The sequence below is a fragment of the Lacrimispora sphenoides JCM 1415 genome, from assembly GCF_900105615.1.
Classification (GTDB): Bacteria; Bacillota; Clostridia; order Lachnospirales; family Lachnospiraceae; genus Lacrimispora; species Lacrimispora sphenoides.
In genome coordinates this window covers 1471425-1489596 of record NZ_LT630003.1, presented here as the reverse complement: position 1 = coordinate 1489596, position 18172 = coordinate 1471425, and the positions used below count along the sequence as shown (strand labels likewise).

The 18172-nt window shown below is 44.3% G+C and carries 14 protein-coding genes and 3 tRNA genes; 6 read left to right on the top strand and 11 right to left on the bottom strand.

Going from position 1 to position 18172, the window contains the following annotated elements:
- The first annotated feature begins 109 nt into the window (after positions 1 to 109).
- From BMX69_RS06595 to upp, 3 genes are all read left to right on the top strand, one after another.
- A tRNA-Leu gene (locus BMX69_RS06595) sits at positions 110 to 192 on the top strand.
- Positions 193 to 420: 228 nt separating this feature from the next.
- Complete coding sequence (locus tag BMX69_RS06590) at positions 421 to 1266, top strand: polysaccharide deacetylase family protein (RefSeq protein WP_100041911.1); 846 nt, start codon at positions 421 to 423, stop codon at positions 1264 to 1266.
- Between the two features lie 576 nt (positions 1267 to 1842).
- Complete coding sequence (gene upp, locus BMX69_RS06585) at positions 1843 to 2472, top strand: uracil phosphoribosyltransferase (protein WP_025232901.1); 630 nt, start codon at positions 1843 to 1845, stop codon at positions 2470 to 2472.
- Positions 2473 to 2554: 82 nt separating this feature from the next.
- Here upp and BMX69_RS06580 read toward each other — a convergent pair whose 3' ends face one another.
- From BMX69_RS06580 to BMX69_RS06545, 8 genes are all read right to left on the bottom strand, one after another.
- On the bottom strand, positions 2555 to 3883 hold the full coding sequence (locus BMX69_RS06580; RefSeq protein WP_174715206.1) for a sodium-dependent transporter: 1329 nt from the start codon (positions 3881 to 3883) through the stop codon (positions 2555 to 2557).
- Between the two features lie 11 nt (positions 3884 to 3894).
- Positions 3895 to 4578 carry an LbetaH domain-containing protein gene (locus BMX69_RS06575; RefSeq protein WP_100041909.1) on the bottom strand — a complete coding sequence of 228 codons (684 nt, stop codon included), beginning with the start codon at positions 4576 to 4578 and terminating at the stop codon, positions 3895 to 3897.
- 11 nt (positions 4579 to 4589) lie between these two features.
- Positions 4590 to 6716, bottom strand: coding sequence for a DNA topoisomerase (locus BMX69_RS06570; protein WP_100041908.1), 2127 nt, complete (start codon positions 6714 to 6716; stop codon positions 4590 to 4592).
- A 77-nt stretch (positions 6717 to 6793) separates the two neighbouring features.
- Positions 6794 to 7684, bottom strand: a complete 891-nt coding sequence (locus BMX69_RS06565; protein ID WP_100041907.1) for a DMT family transporter — start codon at positions 7682 to 7684, stop codon at positions 6794 to 6796.
- Positions 7685 to 7762: 78 nt separating this feature from the next.
- Positions 7763 to 8824, bottom strand: a complete 1062-nt coding sequence (locus tag BMX69_RS06560) for an aldose epimerase family protein (protein ID WP_100041906.1) — start codon at positions 8822 to 8824, stop codon at positions 7763 to 7765.
- Between the two features lie 67 nt (positions 8825 to 8891).
- Complete coding sequence (gene asd / locus BMX69_RS06555) at positions 8892 to 9980, bottom strand: aspartate-semialdehyde dehydrogenase (RefSeq protein ID WP_100041905.1); 1089 nt, start codon at positions 9978 to 9980, stop codon at positions 8892 to 8894.
- 160 nt (positions 9981 to 10140) lie between these two features.
- A complete protein-coding gene (locus BMX69_RS06550; RefSeq protein ID WP_100041904.1) occupies positions 10141 to 12375 on the bottom strand; it encodes a DNA gyrase/topoisomerase IV subunit A in 2235 nt (744 codons plus the stop codon).
- A 12-nt stretch (positions 12376 to 12387) separates the two neighbouring features.
- Positions 12388 to 14307 (bottom strand): DNA gyrase/topoisomerase IV subunit B, encoded by a 1920-nt coding sequence (locus BMX69_RS06545; RefSeq protein ID WP_054791787.1) that lies wholly within the window; start codon positions 14305 to 14307, stop codon positions 12388 to 12390.
- A gap of 155 nt (positions 14308 to 14462) precedes the next feature.
- Between BMX69_RS06545 and BMX69_RS06540 the strand changes: the two genes are divergently transcribed.
- Positions 14463 to 14533: transfer RNA gene (locus BMX69_RS06540), tRNA-Gly, on the top strand.
- Between the two features lie 234 nt (positions 14534 to 14767).
- Here BMX69_RS06540 and BMX69_RS06535 read toward each other — a convergent pair.
- Positions 14768 to 15400, bottom strand: coding sequence for a manganese efflux pump MntP (locus BMX69_RS06535; RefSeq protein WP_100041903.1), 633 nt, complete (start codon positions 15398 to 15400; stop codon positions 14768 to 14770).
- Positions 15401 to 15662: 262 nt separating this feature from the next.
- On the bottom strand, positions 15663 to 15944 hold the full coding sequence (locus tag BMX69_RS06530) for an acylphosphatase (RefSeq protein ID WP_054791811.1): 282 nt from the start codon (positions 15942 to 15944) through the stop codon (positions 15663 to 15665).
- Between the two features lie 309 nt (positions 15945 to 16253).
- Here BMX69_RS06530 and BMX69_RS06525 point away from each other — a divergent pair.
- Positions 16254 to 16326: transfer RNA gene (locus tag BMX69_RS06525), tRNA-Thr, on the top strand.
- Between the two features lie 403 nt (positions 16327 to 16729).
- Here BMX69_RS06525 and BMX69_RS24065 read toward each other — a convergent pair.
- The gene (locus BMX69_RS24065; RefSeq protein WP_166433182.1) at positions 16730 to 17038 is read right to left on the bottom strand and encodes a hypothetical protein; all 309 of its coding nucleotides are present in this window, start codon (positions 17036 to 17038) and stop codon (positions 16730 to 16732) included.
- Positions 17039 to 17392: 354 nt separating this feature from the next.
- Between BMX69_RS24065 and BMX69_RS06515 the strand changes: the two genes are divergently transcribed.
- Positions 17393 to 18067: a YczE/YyaS/YitT family protein gene (locus BMX69_RS06515; protein ID WP_100041901.1), complete on the top strand. Its 675-nt coding sequence runs from the start codon at positions 17393 to 17395 to the stop codon at positions 18065 to 18067.
- The last annotated feature ends 105 nt before the right edge of the window (positions 18068 to 18172 follow it).

The window sequence follows — 18172 nt, the reverse complement described above, 5'->3', positions numbered from 1 at the left end:
CTTTTGTCTATCATACAATATATTTTGCTCATTTTCAATTTAATAATCGCAAAAAAACACTTGCCAAATGGAAAATCCTATGATAAAATAATGAGCGTTGTAAGGAAAGGCCGGCATGTCGGAATGGCAGACGAGGCGGACTCAAAATCCGTTGATGGCAACATCGTGTGGGTTCAAGTCCCACTGCCGGCACTACACCCTTGGCAGGGAGCAAGGCTCTGGAAAGCTGAAACATTCAGTTTTCCAGGGCCTTTTCTCTATTCTGCGGCTTGTACATCTTCGTATCTTACGGCATTTTCTGCAATACCTTACTTCCAAATTTTCCTATACTTTTTCTTAATTCGGGGAAATTCACGGGCGCAACTGCAATATTTGTGATATACTGTAAAAAAATCAGCAAAAATGAAGGGAGGTAATCCTATGAAACGAAATACTGTTATCCCAGCCCTTTTCATCGGCTGCACCCTGATTTTAAGCGGCTGCGGACAAAAGAATTATGTTAAAACCGACGTGCCAGCCACTACCACTGCTGTAACAGGAGAATCCATGTCCTCTGCCACAGAAGCACCGGAACCTGTAAAGATCGAAAACCCGGATACCCAGGCTCAGCAAAAGGAATCGGGCAAGAACACCTCTGCCGCCGCCGGCATCACCGCTGCCCTCCACACCTATAAGGATGGAAATGTTTCCATTCAGTATCCGGCTGTCTCCGGATTGGTAGATGGGGCCATGGAAGAAAAAATAAACGACCTGTTAAAAAGCAATGCTTTAGAGATATTAAAAGCCTATTCCGTCAATGTAGAAAAGGACAGCCTGTCCCTTACAGCCAAGGTAAACTCCGTAGACAGGAAGCGCGTCACAGTTATATACACCGGACTCTTTTCCGGGGATGGAGCTGCGCATCCGGTCAATGTGTTTTTTACTAACACGGTTGATATGTCTCTGGCTAAGGATATAAGACTCACGGATTATGCAGATCCCAATGCGCTGGCTGAATACATCCGTTCTGATGACTGTCAGCTCTATGATGCATCTCCTGAACTTGCAAAAGCCTTAATTCCTTATTTTGTTCAAATCGGCATGGAGACATATGCCAAAATGTTCCAAAAAGCGGATTTTCCCTTGGAATCAGCATCCTCAGGCAACACTCCTGTCTTTCCGGAATCCTTTAGCTATGAAGATAGCGGTACCATAATTATTTCCATTCCGGTGCCTCATAGCCTGGGTGATTTTGCGCTGATAAAATATACTCCTGAGACAAAATAGGAAAAATAGTTGCCTTTTACCTCTTTCTCTGTTAGAATAGTACGGAAAATAAAAAGAAATGGGGTAGAAAAATGAGTAACAACGCAAAACTGACAACCCGAGATTATCTGCTCAGTATCAGACATATGTTCGTCATCTTCGTTGCAACCGTGCATACCCTAAATGACAGGTCACAATCTATCGTTGGCATTATTTTCAGCAAGCGACGGCAACTTAATATTCCACTGCTGTACTAAATTTAGAGTTCCTGTATTTCTTGGTTCCTCCTTTACTTTTCTGGCCGCTGCCACCGCAGTTATCCGGCCGGAAGGAACCGTGATCCCAGGAAACGTACCTTTAGTACAGGGTGGAATTATTTTCGCCCTGAGGGCCAGACCATCGTTGGACTGATTCTGATATTCGAACCTGGATTCGCACAGCTTGGAGAACTTAATGTTATAGCAGACTCTATTACAAGAAACAGCTAAGGTCTGTTTCTAGCAGTCATAATCGTTGTTCTCATGAACCTCATATTACCGGAAACCCTGATACTCTAAGAGAATAAAGAAAGGATTTAAAACAATTATGGACTTTTCAATGGACAATGTAACCGTTTTTACTCACCCGCTTATTCAGCACAAGATCTCTATTTTAAGAGATAAGAGGACAGGCACCAATGAGTTCCGTGCCCTCATCGAAGAAATTGCAATGCTGATGGGATTTGAGGCCTTAAGAGATCTCCCCTTACAGGATGTAGAGGTGGAAACTCCTATTGAGACCTGCATGACTCCTATGATTGCCGGTAAAAAAATGGCTGTCGTTCCTATCCTTCGTGCAGGACTGGGTATGGTCAACGGAATCCTGGCTTTGGTTCCCTCTGCAAAAGTAGGCCACATCGGCCTGTACCGGGATGAAGTTACCCATGAGCCTCACGAATACTATTGTAAGCTGCCAAGCCCAATCGAGCAGAGAACCATTGTTGTGACAGATCCTATGCTGGCAACAGGCGGTTCCGCAGTAGCCGCTGTAGATTTCATCAAACAGCATGGCGGAAGAAACATCAAATTCATGGCTATTATCGCAGCTCCGGAAGGCTTAAAGAGACTCCGTGAGGCACATCCGGACATTCAGATCTACATCGGACATCTGGACCGCCAGTTAAATGATAACGCCTATATCTGTCCTGGTCTGGGAGATGCAGGAGACAGAATCTTCGGTACAAAATAGCAGACAACTAAAGACCACTTAAAAACGCACCTTGATCCGGCATATCCTGCCGCTTCAAAGTGCGTTTCTTTTTGACTATATTTTATCCGATTCCTTTATATAGGATGCTAAGTGCGAACACTAACGCAGCAAGAAAAACATAGATGTATTTTGCAGTAAAAAGATAAGCCGCCCCTAAAGGCTTCTTCCTTCCCCTGTTTAATTCTTCCATGATCTTTCCGTCTTTTAAGACCCAGTAAATCATAATAGAGCATAAAACGGCGCCAAATGGAACTACGTATATTGTAATCAGATCCATAAAGAATCCCATATAAGGCTCGTATTCTATGAAGAGTCCTGGAATAAACACCGCTGCCCCTACCAAAAAAATAGCCTTCTTACGTGAAAAGTGCAAGTGGGTCTGTACAGCCTCTGAGCACACCTCAAGCATGTTTACCAGAGAAGTCACCCCTGCAAACAATACGGAAAGGAAAAACAGCACTGCCACCCATCTTCCTGCCGGAATCATGGAAAAGACCTTTGGTACTGTGATGAACATAAGAGGCGGGCCGCTTGCAGGGTCCATCTGGAAAGCAAATACCGCCGGAATGATTGCAAAACCAGCCAAAAGCGCAGCAACCGTGTCAAGTAATGCAGTGGTGACGGCTGCCTTTGGTATATCTTCTTTTTTATCCAGATAACTGCCGTAAATGACCATTCCGGAGCCTGTAATGGATAAGGAAAAGAATGCCTGTCCCATGGCCATCACCCAGGTTTCCGGTTTCAGTAAGTACTCCCATCTGGGAACCAGCAGATATTCATAGCCTGCCAAAGCGCCTGGAAGAAAAAAGACCCGGACCGCAATGATCGCAAACAGGATAAAAAAAGACGGCATCATGATCGCATTCACTTTTTCAATCCCTTTTAATACCCCACCTGCGAGAACAGCCACAGTAAGGACTACCACAAGGAAATGCCAGGGCACGCTGCCAAATTTTCCTGTCATGCTGGAAAAGTATACCGTTGCATCCGTATTCATCATCACGCCGCTTAAAGCCCCGAACAGGTACTTAAGAACCCAGCCTACAATGATGGCATAGCCAATGGCAATGCCAAAAGACCCGATTAAGGGAATTGCTCCAATAAAGGCGCCTCCTTTTTTTCCTCTGGTCTTCATGGCATAGTCGTAGGAACCAATAGGGCCTGTCCCGGTCAGCCTTCCAAAGGCAAACTCACCGGAAAGACCGACCATGCCAAACAAAAAAACAAAGCCAAAATACACCAGTAAAAAAGCGGCTCCCCCATACTGGCCCAGGCGGTAGGGAAACATCCAAATGTTTCCCATACCTACCGCAGAGCCAACAGAGGCGAGAATAAATCCGATCCGCGAACCAAAGGTTCCGTTTTTCGCCGCAGTGTGTTGTTTATCCATTATACTGTTCCTTATTCCTCAATCATTTTTTTCTCTACGATTTCACCCTGATTCTTATAGATGGAGTTAGCATCTACACAGCCTCTGACGCAGGAAAGAGGATAAATATTGGATTTTGGCCCGATTACGGTACCTGGATTCAAGACTGCACCACAGCCAACTTCTGTGAAATCACCTATGATCGCACCGAATTTCTTAAGACCGGTCTCAATATCCCCGTCTTCTGCATGAACCGTAACCAAAGACTTATCAGATTTTACGTTGGAAGCCAAAGAAGAAGCACCCATATGAGACTTATAGCCTAAGATGGAATCTCCTACATAGTTATAATGAGGAACCTGTACACCATCAAAAAGAATGGAGTTCTTAATTTCAGAAGAGTTTCCTATTACAGCACCTTCTCCAATGATGGCGTTGCCTCTGATAAATGCGCAATGACGGATCTGTGCACCCTTACAGATGATTACATGCTCACCCATACATGCTGTTGGCGGAAGATTGATGGATTTATGGATCCATACCGCTTTTCCCACGTGAACAAACTCATCCTTTGGAAGGCGCTCTCCCAGGGAAACGATGAATTCACTGATTTTCGGGATGATTTCCCATGGGTAAGTAGTCTGTTCAAATAATAATTTTGCTATCGTATGGGTAGTATCAAATAAGTCCTGGTTTGTCATATCTTCTTTTTTCATTTTATAATCTCCTATTTTTGTTTTTTATAATTAGCTGCCGCAGCATCAAATACACCATGCAGATCGTAATGATTGTTGAGTCTTAAAACTCCTGCGGTCCGCCCGGCAACAAAATTCTCCAGCTTCTGCATATATTCATCCGGGGTTATAGACCCCTCGGCTACGTAAGTCAGCCCTTTTTCCCAGCTTGCCGTCAATTCCGGATTAAGAAGCTGTCTGATGGAAGCATTGACTACGTCGAAAATCATCTCTCCCAAAAGAGTGGGAACAATTACCTGGGTCTTGCTGTTTAAGGAAAGATACTTGATATTGCACAGCTTTTTTAAAATCTCAGCCCGGGTAGCACTGGTTCCTATTCCGCTTCCCTTTATCTGGGCTCGGAGCTCTTCATCTTCTATAAGCTGTCCGGCGTTTTCCATGGCTAAGATCATGGAACCGGATGTATAACGCTTGGGAGGGGAGGTCTCTCCCTCCTTAATCGTCAGCTTTTTAAGAGGAAGCTTCATTCCCTTTTTCAGGGTGCCAAGCATGGCAACGAATGCGGGGTTATCCATTTGATTCTGAGAGGATTCCTGGTTGTTCTCCTCTTGTCCGTTGTCCTCTGAAGGCGCTTCACCATTTCCTTCATCCTGCTGCTTCTTTTTTCCCCAGGACACCTCTGCCACTTTTAAATAGCCCGCTTCCAGCATGACCCGGAAATTGGCATAAAAATGTTCTTTTATAAGCTCCTGATTCTGGGCAGGATCTGCAGCGGGGTTTCCTGTATCCGCCACAAGCTCCAGAGCGTATTTCTGATAAACAGCCGGGGGATAAAAGACACTTATAAATCTTCTTGCTATGACTTCATAAACCTTCAATCCCAGGGGAGACAGCCCCCTCAACGCGGCAAGACCCTGGCCGGTGGGTATGATGGCATAATGGTCCGTTATCTGTTTATCATTGACATATCTGGTTTTTTCAATGGTCTTAAAAGAGCCCTTCTCCATAACTTCTGCTGCTGCTTCTGCCAAAGGTTCAAAGCCCTTAAGCCCGGCTATGTTCTTATGGATCTCCTTTGCAACCGCCGTAGATAAAACTCTGGCATCAGTTCTTGGGTAAGTGACCAGTTTCTTCTCATAAAGCTCCTGAACCTGCTTTAAGGTCTCATCAGGACTGATCTTAAACATTCTGGAACAGTCATTCTGAAGCTCAGCCAGATTGTAAAGCAAGGGGGGATTCTTTGTTTCCTTTTTCTTTTCTATGGAAGCAACGGTTCCTTCCATGGGATCCATGAGAGACAGGGTGTTTATCAGCTCTTCCGCATATTTTCGTTCCTTAAAGCCGTTTTCCTTATAAAGGAACGGGGATTCGAAATATTTGGATCCTGGAGCACTTCTCCACTCACCGTCAAAATCCATACCCGATAATTCGGGGTTCGCTGCATCCTCTCTGGAAAAGGTTCCGATTACACGGTAAAACGGAGTTTTAACAAAGTCCCGGACCTCCCGCTCTCTCCGCACCACCATCCCCATGACACAGGTCATGACCCGGCCGACGGATATTACCGTATTCTTCCCGCTTTTTAAGTAATTGGAAATATGCTGCCCATATCTTAGTGTAAGCAATCGGGAAAAATTAATTCCCATGAGATAATCTTCCTTCGCCCTTAAATAGGCTGAGGCTGAAAGATTATCGTATTCGGATTCATCTTTTGCTTCCCGGATGCCTCGTAAAATCTCATCCTCAGTCTGGGAATCAATCCACACACGTTTCTGCTTCTTGTCCCCCACTCCTGCCATTTGCGCCACCAGGCGGTATATGTACTCTCCTTCCCGCCCGGAGTCCGTGCATACATAAATGGTATCCACATCAGGACGGTTGAGCAGGCTGCTTACAATCTTAAATTGTTTTTCAGCACTTGGAATCACCTCGTACTTAAATTCCTTTGGAAGGAAAGGAAGGGTGGATAGGCTCCACCGTTTGAATTTTGGATCATAGCTTTCCGGATAGCTCATCGTTACCAGATGCCCTACGCACCAGGTTATGATCACCTGATCCGATTCTATATATCCATCCCTGCGCCTTCCATTCGCCTTTAAAGCATTGGCAAACTCCTGGGCCACACTTGGTTTTTCTGCAATGTATAACGATTTCGACATATATCTCCCTACCGCCTTATGATAGTAACCTGTTCATTATAACACTAAAATTCATGAATGGCAAATCTTTCTGATAACTATGGCTTTGCGGAACCTTTCCTTTTATATTCAGATAAGAGGACGGAGGTGAACATCAGCATACATCCTGCAGCCAGTTTTATCGTCACCTGCTCCCCCAAAAACAGAACGGAAAACGTCAGGCCGAATACAGCTTCAAAGGATAAAATAATGGAGGAAGTATTGGGAGTCAGATGCTTTTGTCCCACATTTTGGAGAAGAAAACAGATCATCGTGCAAAAGATTCCCAGATACAGCAGACCGGTCATCATAGAAGTGTTAATCACGGTTACATCTAAGGAACCTTCCAAAAGCGGAGCAATTACCCAGCTTAAGATTGCGGCCATGGCCATCTGGATCACAGTCAGGATAATGGGATCATGGTCTTCGGTATAACGATCAATAAAAACAATGTGAAACGCGAAGAAAAAGCCGCAAACCAAAGTCATCAAATCCCCAATATTCACGGAAAAGTCTCCCTCCAGGGACAGCAGCGCAAGTCCCAGCACTGCGATACCTGCTGCTGCCACATTGTTTCTGGTAGGCTTTTTTCTGTTATAAAACCAATGAAGAAATGGCACCAGGATCACGTACAATGTGGTGATAAATGCATTTTTACTGGCAGTGGTATATTTAAGCCCATAGGTCTGAAAAAAATAACTGACAAACAAAAACACGCCTAAAAGTCCGCCGCACATCACATCCGATTTACTGATTTTTTTCACCCGCTTCCAGAATACGGCTACCAGTGCAACAGACGCAATGGTAAAACGTAAAGCCAGCAAGTAAGCCGGAGTAACCACTTCCACCGAATTCTTCATCACAACAAAGCCGCTGCCCCATATGATGGTTGTTATAATCAGACCCAAGGCAGATAATGCCTTAATCCCTTTTCCGTCCTGTTTATTCATATGTACACCTAGATGTCCTTTCACAAAAGAGCAGGGGCGCAGTATTCTGCGTCCCTGGTTTATTTTACCTGCTCATTTCTATTTTATATTAGAAAACTTGTAAATGGTTGTTGTCTTATATTCTTCGCCGGCTTTTAAGACTGGAGACTGGAATTCCGGTTTGTTTACGGAATCAGGATAATACTGGGTTTCAAAGCAATAGCAGCAACGCTTTTCGTATACCGCTCCGCCTTTGCCCGTCATTCCATTTTTTAAGAAGTTTGCAGTGTAGAACTGTATTCCTGGAAGGTCTGTATATACCTCCATCCGGATGCCTGTCTTATCTGATTCCGATGCGGCACACAGGGAAACCTCACCTTGGGGGTGGTTTAAGACCCAGTTATGGTCATAACCTCCGCCGAATATCAGCGCCTCATAGTTCTCGTTGATATCCTGCTCAATAGGTTTCATCACAGTGAAGTCCATAGGAGTTCCCTTAACCGTGGTGAACTCCCCGGTGGGAATCGAACCTTCATCCGCCCTTGTATATGTATCTGCATCAATCCAGACACGCTGCTTCATGGCATCTGCGCCGTTATGTCCATCTAAGTTAAAATAACTGTGATTGGTAAAGTTTGCTACGGTATCTGCATCGCAGATCATATGGTAGGAAATATCAAGGCTGTTATCCGGTGTAAGCGTATAGGTTATTGTAATGTTAGCATTCCCTGGGAATCCCTGATCTCCATCCGGTGAAAACAGAGAAAAGCTGACACTGGTTCCAAGATCATTTTCCTCCGCCTCACTGTCCCAAAGACGGCTCTGGTAAAGATCCGGGCCGCTATGAAGATTGTTAGGCCCATTATTAGGTTCCAGTTTGTACTCTTTTCCATTAATAGTGAATTTCGCACCTGCAATACGGTTGGCATTCCTTCCGATGGGAGCTCCAAAATGAGGCGGATTTAAAAGATATTCCTCCGCGCTGTCAAATCCCAGGACCACATCAACCACAGCCCCATCCCTGTCAGGTACATTCATATTGACCCAAACTGCACCCAGATTTGTGAAAGAAGCGGAAACTCCGTTTCTATTTACCAGTGTATACAAATACACTTCCCTTCCATCGGGCATGTTTCCCCAAAGCTCTTTCTTGTATGCCATTTTCCTTCCTCCATATACCTTTTTACTTAAAGCTCTCTCCCTTTCAGTCGAGAGCTCTATGATCCAATCATTCTTTGGCTTTGATATATCCCTTTGCGGTTAAAAGCTCTGCTGAGAGAACCGCACCGCCGGCCGCTCCGCGGACCGTGTTGTGGGACAGACCCACAAATTTATAATCGTAAACCGAATCTTCTCTTAAACGTCCTACTGAAATTCCCATTCCTTTTTCAAAATCCACATCAAGGGTAACCTGTGGACGGTTATCCTCTTCCAGATACTGTATGAACTGCTTGGGAGCGCTTGGAAGCTCAAGTTCCTGCGGAAGACCCTTAAAATTCACTATGCGGTCAATCAATTCCTCTTTGGTAGGCTTTTTGCGGAATTTTACAAATACAGCCGCCGTATGTCCATTTAATACGGGTACCCGGATGCATTGGCAGGTGATGACCGGTTCACTGGCTTTTACGATCTCTCCGTTTTCAATCTTTCCCCAGAGGCGAAGAGGCTCCTGCTCGCTCTTTTCTTCTTCTCCTCCGATATAAGGAATGATATTTTCTACCATCTCCGGCCAGTCCTTAAAGGTCTTTCCGGCTCCGGAGATTGCCTGATAGGTCGTAGCCACCACTTCATAGGGTTCAAATTCCTTCCAGGCTGTCAAAACAGGAGCATAGCTTTGAATGGAGCAGTTGGGTTTTACCACAATGAATCCACGGTCTGTGCCCAGACGCTTTTTCTGATCCTCAATGACTTCAAAATGCTCAGGATTGATCTCAGGCACCACCATAGGAACATCCGGTGTCCACCGATGGGCACTGTTATTTGACACGACCGGTGTTCCGGTCTTTGCATATGCTTCCTCAATGGCTTTTATTTCTTCCTTGGTCATATCCACAGCGCTGAATACAAAATCAACACTGGCAGCAACCGCTTCCACTTCATTAACATTCATGACAATTAGATTCTTTACGGTCTCAGGCATTGGAGTGGTCATTTTCCAACGGCCGCCTACTGCTTCCTCATAAGTTCTGCCGGCAGAACGTGGACTTGCTGCCACTGTCACCACCTCATACCATGGATGATTCTCCAGAAGAGAAATAAATCTCTGTCCCACCATACCGGTTGCTCCTAAAACGCCAACTCGCAATCTTTTTTCCATCGCTTTCTCCTCTTTTCTTTTCATTTTGTAATCTTATCATATGCTAAATTCTTAACTATCCTATAACAAAGTGAAAAAAAAATCAATATTTATTCGCCAGAAAAATACATTCGTCCGCCATACGCACACATTTCTTCAAAATGTATGCTGGAGTAAAGCATTAAAGGCGCACCTTGCTGCCCTTTCCGTCACGTTTTCCAATCTTCAGCCGGTTTAAATGAACCTCTTTTTCCTTGTAATGAATGATAGGATCCTCGCCTAAAAGATACACGGTCTCTAACTCCTCGCCGGGTGCCAGCTTGATTCCCCGCACGCCTCTTGCATTCTTCTTCATCTCAGGAATCTCTTCTGTCTGGAAACGTAAAAATACACCTGCCGAGGTCTGCAGCACAACATCCGTCTGTCCGCCAACAAGCTGAACGCTGATGACACGATCTTCGTCCTGAAGCTTAGTGGCCGCCACGGTCCTGTTATTTGTTTCAAATTCCTCTCCCGGTACCAGTTTTACAAGGGCCTGTCTGGTAGCGAACAAAAATTTACGGCCCTTGAAGCTTTGTGCATGGCCCAGATATATGATTTCTTCCCTGGTCCCATCAAACTTGCTTAAATTATCAATGGGCGTACCCTTATCCCGCAGCTTGCCGCCTGGTATATCCAGAACCTTCACCTGATGTAAGTTTCCTGTATTGGTAAAGATACATATTTTATCCGTATTCAAACAGTTTACCACATAAGGATTCTCTGTTTCAATGGTTTCTTTGTTTCTTTCATAAGTATTCTTATCAAGCACCTTACAGTAGCCAAAACGGTCCATGACAAAGGTGACCTCTGATACGGCAACTGCATCTTCCTCATAAACTGCTTCCCTGCCATCCTCAATAAGAGTTCTTCTTGGAGTCGCATATTCGGCTTTGATATTGTACAAGTCTTTTTTAATGACCGCATCCATGTTTTTGCGGCTGGACAGGATTTTTTCATATTCAGCGATTTTAGCCAGCGTTTCCTTATACTCCTTTTCCAGTTGGAGGATCTCTAAGCCTATCAGCTTATAGAGGCGCATTTCCAGAATGGCTCCCGCCTGTTTTTCCGTAAAGCACAGCTTCTTCGCATCCTCTTCAAATCCCTTAACCCGGAAGTTTATATTGGAGATATCTCCGGTCATCAGACAGTTCTTTGCGTCTTTTAGGTTCTTGGAACCTCTCAAAACTGCGATGATCAAATCAATGACGTCACAGGCTTTTATAAGGCCTTCCCTGATCTCTTTCTTTTCCAGCTCTTTTTCCAGAAGGGTCTGGTATTTTTTGGTGGCATTTTCATATTGGAAATCCAGGTAATTTTTAAGGATTCCCCTTAAATCCAGGGTTTCTGGGCGCCCGCCTGCAATGGCCAGCATGTTGACTCCAAAGGTGTCTTCCAGCTTTGTTTTCTTATAAAGGATGTTGCGGATTTTCTCCACATCCGCATCCTTTCTCAGTTCCAGAACGATCCTGATCCCGTCTTTGTTGGACTGGTTGGAAATATCCACCACATCCGTAAGTTTTTTACTCTCAACCAGGTCTGCCACATCCATCAGAAATTTATTAATTCCGGCTCCTACCATGGTATAAGGGATCTCTGTGATTAACAGTTTATCCTTATCTGCCTTCCGTTTTCCTAGCTCTACTTCTATTTTTCCTCTGAGCTTGATCTTTCCTACACCGGTTTCGTAAATGGCAGGCAGATCACTTTTGTTGGCAATAATGCCGCCTGTGGGAAAATCCGGTCCGGGCAAATATTCCATTAATTCCTTTATGGTAATATCCTGATTATCAATATACGCACGGACCGCATCTATGACTTCACCCAGGTTATGGGGAGGAATGCTGGTGCTCATACCTACTGCAATCCCCTCCGCCCCGTTGATCAGCAGGTTTGGAACCCGTACAGGAAGGACTTCCGGTTCTTTTTCTGTTTCATCGTAATTGGGGACAAAATCAACCGTCTTATCCAAGTCCTTTAAATAGACTTCCTCTGCGAATTTTTCCAGCCTGGCTTCCGTGTAACGCATGGCTGCCGCTCCGTCTCCCTCAATGGAACCGAAGTTTCCGTGGCCATTGACTAAAGGCATCCCCTTTTTAAATATCTGGGACATAACTACCAAGGTTTCGTAAATGGAACTGTCTCCATGGGGATGGTATTTACCCATGGTATCGCCCACGATACGTGCCGACTTCCGGTGGGGCTTATCATGGTTTAATCGAAGCTCGCTCATGTCATATAATACTCGCCGCTGTACTGGCTTTAATCCATCTCTTGCATCCGGGATCGCTCTGGCCGTGATCACGCTCATGGAATAATTCATGTAGCTCTTCTGCATTTCCTCGGAATATTCTGTTTTAATGATTTTTTCTGCCATTACTCCTTCTCCTTACGCGTCAATCTCAGCTTCATCCGCATGCTCATAGATAAACTGCCGCCTTGGAGGCACATCGCTTCCCATGAGCATTTCGGTAATTTCCGAAGCCATACGGGCATCTTCGATTTCCACCTGTTTCAGCACCCGCCTTTCAGGGTCCAGAGTGGTTTCCCACAGCTGTTCTGCATCCATTTCTCCAAGTCCCTTATACCGCTGCAGGGTAAATTCTCCCGTATGGGTCCTGCGGTAGCGCTCCAGCTCCTTTTCATCATAAAGGTACTGTTCTTCTCCCCGCTTTGGAACTACCTTAAACAGAGGCGGCATGGCTATAAACACATGGCCGTTATAAATTAGCTCCGGCATAAACCGGTACAAAAAGGTGAGAAGAAGGGTGTCGATATGGCTTCCATCTACATCGGCATCGGTCATGAGAATGATTTTATGATACCGCAGCTTTGAAATATCAAAATCATTGCCGTATCCTTCGGAAAAGCCGCAGCCAAAGGTATTGATCATGGTCTTGATCTCCGCATTGGCCAGAACCTTGTCCATAGAGGCCTTTTCTACGTTTAATATCTTTCCTCGGATCGGAAGAATGGCCTGATGCTGTCTGTTACGTGCCGTTTTCGCGGAACCGCCCGCAGAATCTCCCTCTACGATAAAAATTTCACATTCTTTTGCATCCCTGCTTTCGCAGTTTGCAAGCTTTCCGTTGCTGTCAAAGGAAAATTTTGACTTAGAAAGCATGTTTGTCTTTGCCTTCTCTTCTGCTTTACGGATCTTTGCAGACTTTTCCGCGCAGCCGATGACTGCTTTTAAGACTTCCAGATTCCGGTCAAAATATCGCTGCAGCTCATCTCCTGCCACAGTGAATACCGCCTTTGTGGCATCGGCGCTTGCAAGCTTTGTCTTGGTTTGTCCTTCAAAAATGGGATCCGGATGCTTTACTGCCACTACGGCTGTTAAACCGTTTCTCGTATCGGCTCCTGTAAAGTTGGCATCCTTTTCTTTTAAAATCCCCAGTTCTCTGGCATAGTTATTGATCATCTGAGTGAAGCGGGTCTTAAATCCCGCCAGGTGGGTTCCCCCTTCCTGGGTGAAAATATTGTTGCAAAAGCCCAGGATATTCTCTTCAAAGGTATCCACAAACTGCAGGGAAACCTCCACTTCAACCTTATCCAGGGTTCCCTTAAAATAGATGGGATCGTGAATTGCATCCTTTCCGGCATTTAATTCTCTTACATAGGCGATGATTCCATCGGGTTCATGATAAATGACGGTTTCCTCTTCTCCCTGCCTTTTATTCACATAGGTGATATGAAGATCCGGATTCAAATACGCAGTTTCATGAAGACGGCTTTTCAGCCACTCCGCTTTAAAACGGATCTTTTCAAAAATCTCCCCGTCAGGCAGGAAGTTGATTTCTGTTCCTGTCTCTTTTGTTTTTCCTAACGTGGGAAGCAGGCCATCCACCAGTTCTACCGTTGGTATGCCCCGCTCATATTCGTCGTAATGAATCAGACCATTCTTATATATTTTAATTTTCATGTGGGCAGACAGGGCGTTCACAACCGAGGAGCCGACTCCGTGCAGGCCGCCGCTGGTCTTGTAGGCGTCATTATCAAATTTACCGCCTGCATGAAGGGTAGACAGTACGACTCGCTCTGCCGATATTCCCTTTTTGTGCATCTCCACCGGAATTCCACGTCCTGCATCCTTTACGGTACAGGATCCATCTGCTTCCAGGGTGACCCAAATCTGACTGCAGTAACCGGCAAGATGCTCGTCCACCGCGTTATCTACAATCTCATAAATCAAATGGTTCAATCCCTTTGTCCCAACACTGCCTATATACATGCCCGGACGTTTACGAACCGCCTCCAGGCCTTCCAATACGGTAATACTATCCGCATTATACTGTGCTTTTGCCATGTTACTCCTCCACATCTGGTATTATCATTTCCCATTATACAATGCCTTTTCCAGTTTTGGCAAGTTTCTGGCATTTTTTTTGCTAAATTCATAAAAAAGTATTGAACTTTTCCAATACCCTATGCTATAATATAAAACGTATCGAATGATATTATGCAGATATAGTTCATTGGTAGAACATCAGCTTCCCAAGCTGAGGAGGCGGGTCCGATTCCCGTTATCTGCTCTAAACAAAAAGAGGACTTCCAAAATAACTTGGAAAGTCTTCTTTTTTTTGCTTGATACAACTTGATAAATGCTAAAGAAAAATTACGGAATATACCGCACCACCTCACATCTATGTATGATGGAAGGCCAACGCCCTTGCAGTAACCCGATTGCTCCATGTAACTATGATAACATATCCCATTTCTATGTGCTAATTTTTCCAAACATTCTCCATACATATCCCCTCTTCATTTTACAAAGGAATAATCCCCAAATGGCCAAGCAATATTTTCAAACCAATTAAAACTAATATAATACCTCCGGCCAGCTCCGCTTTCGATTTGAACCTTGTGCCGAATACATTTCCTATTTTAACACCGATCATGGATAAGGCAAATGTTGTAATCCCGATAAAAGAAACCGCCGGAACGATGTTGACCTGAAGGAAGGCGAAGGACACGCCCACAGCCAGAGCGTCTATACTCGTGGCAAGGGCAAGGGGCAGCATCTCGTCGGGCTTTAAAGTGGCTTCCTTGTTTTCAGGCCGCTTTCCTCCGGGGCAGTTTCTGTCTTTGCACGTTTCAACCGGACAGACTCTGTCAGGACATCCCCCTCCTTTAAAACTTTCAAAAATCATTCTACCGCCAAGAAAGCAGAGCAATGCAAACGCGATCCAATGGTCATAGGAGATAATCTTGTCCGCAAACCATGTGGCTGCAAAATATCCCATAAGCGGCATAACAGCTTGGAATATACCAAAGTACAGACCGACAATCATTGCCTTTTTTACGGTTGTTTTCTTCATTGTCAGCCCGGTGCAGATCGCCACGGCAAATGCATCCATAGATAGCCCCACAGCAAGAATAAAGAGTTCAACTAAGTTCATTTTACTTCCTCCGTACTAAATCGTTTATTCAACAAAAAAGACTCCCGTACAACCCTGTCAGGTTATACTTGAGCCAATATAAAGAAAAAGACCTATGTATAGCCTGGGCTATACATGAGTCTCGTTTTTTAAGACAAGCCAGACCATCATGGTCAGTATGTTGACTTGACACGCGGCAGTCCGCGCAAACTACTCCCTCATGAGCTATTCTGTTGTGTTGGTAGTATAACATGGGTATGCAGCCGATGTCAATCTTTCTCACTTAATACCTTACCCGGAATCCGCTTTCTTTCACTGGCGGGATCTCTGCCGCCTGGAAGCTGTCAATCATAATGTAACGATCCTGCCTTAAATGGTCGAACAGGCGGTCTATTTCTTCTTCCCGCCCCTGCAGTTCCATTTCCACCCGCCCGTCATCTAAGTTTCTCACCCAGCCGGTAAGGTTAAGGCCCCGGGCAAGCTGCTGGGTTCGGAAGCGGAATCCCACCCCCTGGACCCGTCCGCTGACATAAACATGCTTTCTAATTTCACCCCATTTTTCCATCGCATTCACCCGCACCCTGACCTCCTTAGTGACAGGGTTTCTCCTTTATTAATAATAGTCTCATCAATGACCACATATATTTAATTATAAAAACGATCTTATTTTCCGGCTGACTCTTTCCGCAATTTTGCGTAAAAAACTCCTTATAAATAGGCGCTTTCTCATGGATTCTTTTACTAATTATATCTTTTTATGGGGAATTTGGCAATCCTTACGCAATTTAAGTTTTTTTTCAAGTAGGGGTTGATTTTTTACCATATAGCTGTTATACTATCAAAGGTTCAGACCTTATAATATTATAACCGGATTGCTTCCGTAGCGCAGTTGGTAGCGCAACGCATTCGTAATGCGTGGGTCGGGGGTTCGAGTCCCCCCGGGAGCTTTAAAGAAACCTCGTTTTTACGAGGTTTTTTCTTGTTTAAAAGGTAAACTTTTTTTTCAGGAGATCTGTTTTTATTCAAATGACTAACTTTTGACTAACGTTTTTCTTCTATATATAATAGGCTTAAAAATTTTACAATAATACCATGCTATACAAAATAGCAATTTACGTCTGTATTCGATAGACAAAATAAAAGTAGGCAATTAGTAATATATCTTGTCTACTTTATTTTTAACTTCATCTTTTACAGGAGTTCATATTAATTATTATTCAAATCTTTAATTGCCATTGTCACTTGAAGAAAATGAGCACCGTTTCTCCATCCAACCTGTCTAATACGCGATATCCGCGTTCACTGAAAGTAGCAATTCCATCTGCATTTGGCTGACAGAATCCATCGGATTTACAGCTTCAATCTTTTCAGACATCCTGTTTTCCCATCTTCCAACAGATTTTTTCCAGACAATTGTATATTTATTGGCACAGACTTCCAGCTTTGTCCCATCAGCAAACAGGGTCTCACCACAGCAATGGCCTGCACTTTTTGTCTCATGCAAAAAGTTTGATAAGCATCATAAATATCTTGCGTAAAAATCTTGGCTGATACATCTGAAAAATGGCAAAAGCTTTCGTCAAAGTTTACCATGATTTTTTCCTCATCATAGACCATACCTTCCGGCAACTCCCTATCCAGAACTTCTGGGAAAACCATCTGAGTAAGACAGACGCGTGATAATGGTGAAACTGGCGGAGAAGGGCAAATCCGGGCAGCAGAAGCGTACTGATATTTTGACTGCCTCAGCCCGGAAGAACAGGAGACCTTTGGGAATTATCTTGCCCGTATGATGTCCGGGGGAGGCTGATTTGGCCTCCATCCTGTAATAATGTGATAAAACAGGATATAAAAAACTAAAAAATTTTTAGGTATACTAAAATTAATTATGCACAATGCCGAATTTTCATATGGAATTTAAGTAACAATGTCCATTGCAGGTGTGAATCCTAAGTGATAAGATTATTGAATAAAATATTTAAATAACACAAAAAAAATAAGGGGAGTTTGCTTGTGAAAAATTCAGACATGTTTAAACGTTATGGACTGTTTATTGCAGGAGTTATATTCAGTGCATTGGGAATCAGCCTTATAACGAAAGCAGGGCTTGGTACATCACCGATTACAAGCCTTGCTTTTGTGTTGACCTTTATCTTTCCTAAGAGCCTGGGCGTATTTACAATGATGGTTAATTTTGCTATGTTTCTACTTCAGGCAGTTCTTTTGGGAAAAACCTTTAAGAAGATCCAGCTTTTGCAGCTTCCTGCCGCACTTCTGTTTTCCCTGTGCATTGACGTATGGATGTATCTGCTCTCCTTTTGTAAGGTGGGAAATTATCTGGGTGAGGCTCTGATGCTGCTCTCAGGCTGTGTATTCTTAGGCTTTGGAATATCACTTGAAGTGATTCCCAATGTGCTTATCCTGCCTGGAGAAGGTCTGGTAAGGGTGATAGCAGGGCTTACAGGCTGGAGGTTCGGCAGGGTTAAGACCGGATTTGACCTGAGTATTGTTATCAGTGCTGTGATTGTGTCTGTACTTGTGACAGGCAGCGTGCTGGGAATCAGGGAGGGAACAGTGATCGCTGCTCTTATTGTAGGAAGTATTTCTCACTTTTTTATAGACAAGGTATCTGGCCTGCTTGCAGGGTGGATTCCCGCTTATACCAATACAGGGGATGTCTGTCTGTAGGCGTTGTTTCTGTTGGTCCGCCGGAACCGGGTACTTCTGTATAAAATGACGGTGCACCTGTCGATTTTTTCGATGGGTGTTCTCTTTAATATGATGCTCTTAAAT

What these genes read in the sequence shown, in the direction of transcription:
- BMX69_RS06550 (WP_100041904.1), bottom strand. Translation starts at nt 12,375, where the DNA reads ATGGCAGAAAAAATCATTAAAACAGAATATTCCGAGGAAATGCAGAAG.
- upp (WP_025232901.1), top strand. Translation starts at nt 1,843, where the DNA reads ATGGACAATGTAACCGTTTTTACTCACCCGCTTATTCAGCACAAGATC.
- BMX69_RS06535 (WP_100041903.1), bottom strand. Translation starts at nt 15,400, where the DNA reads ATGAACTTAGTTGAACTCTTTATTCTTGCTGTGGGGCTATCTATGGAT.
- BMX69_RS24065 (WP_166433182.1), bottom strand. Translation starts at nt 17,038, where the DNA reads ATGGTTTTCCCAGAAGTTCTGGATAGGGAGTTGCCGGAAGGTATGGTC.
- asd (WP_100041905.1), bottom strand. Translation starts at nt 9,980, where the DNA reads ATGGAAAAAAGATTGCGAGTTGGCGTTTTAGGAGCAACCGGTATGGTG.
- BMX69_RS06590 (WP_100041911.1), top strand. Translation starts at nt 421, where the DNA reads ATGAAACGAAATACTGTTATCCCAGCCCTTTTCATCGGCTGCACCCTG.
- BMX69_RS06580 (WP_174715206.1), bottom strand. Translation starts at nt 3,883, where the DNA reads ATGGATAAACAACACACTGCGGCGAAAAACGGAACCTTTGGTTCGCGG.
- BMX69_RS06570 (WP_100041908.1), bottom strand. Translation starts at nt 6,716, where the DNA reads ATGTCGAAATCGTTATACATTGCAGAAAAACCAAGTGTGGCCCAGGAG.
- BMX69_RS06545 (WP_054791787.1), bottom strand. Translation starts at nt 14,307, where the DNA reads ATGGCAAAAGCACAGTATAATGCGGATAGTATTACCGTATTGGAAGGC.
- BMX69_RS06560 (WP_100041906.1), bottom strand. Translation starts at nt 8,824, where the DNA reads ATGGCATACAAGAAAGAGCTTTGGGGAAACATGCCCGATGGAAGGGAA.
- BMX69_RS06565 (WP_100041907.1), bottom strand. Translation starts at nt 7,684, where the DNA reads ATGAATAAACAGGACGGAAAAGGGATTAAGGCATTATCTGCCTTGGGT.
- BMX69_RS06575 (WP_100041909.1), bottom strand. Translation starts at nt 4,578, where the DNA reads ATGAAAAAAGAAGATATGACAAACCAGGACTTATTTGATACTACCCAT.
- BMX69_RS06530 (WP_054791811.1), bottom strand. Translation starts at nt 15,944, where the DNA reads ATGGAAAAATGGGGTGAAATTAGAAAGCATGTTTATGTCAGCGGACGG.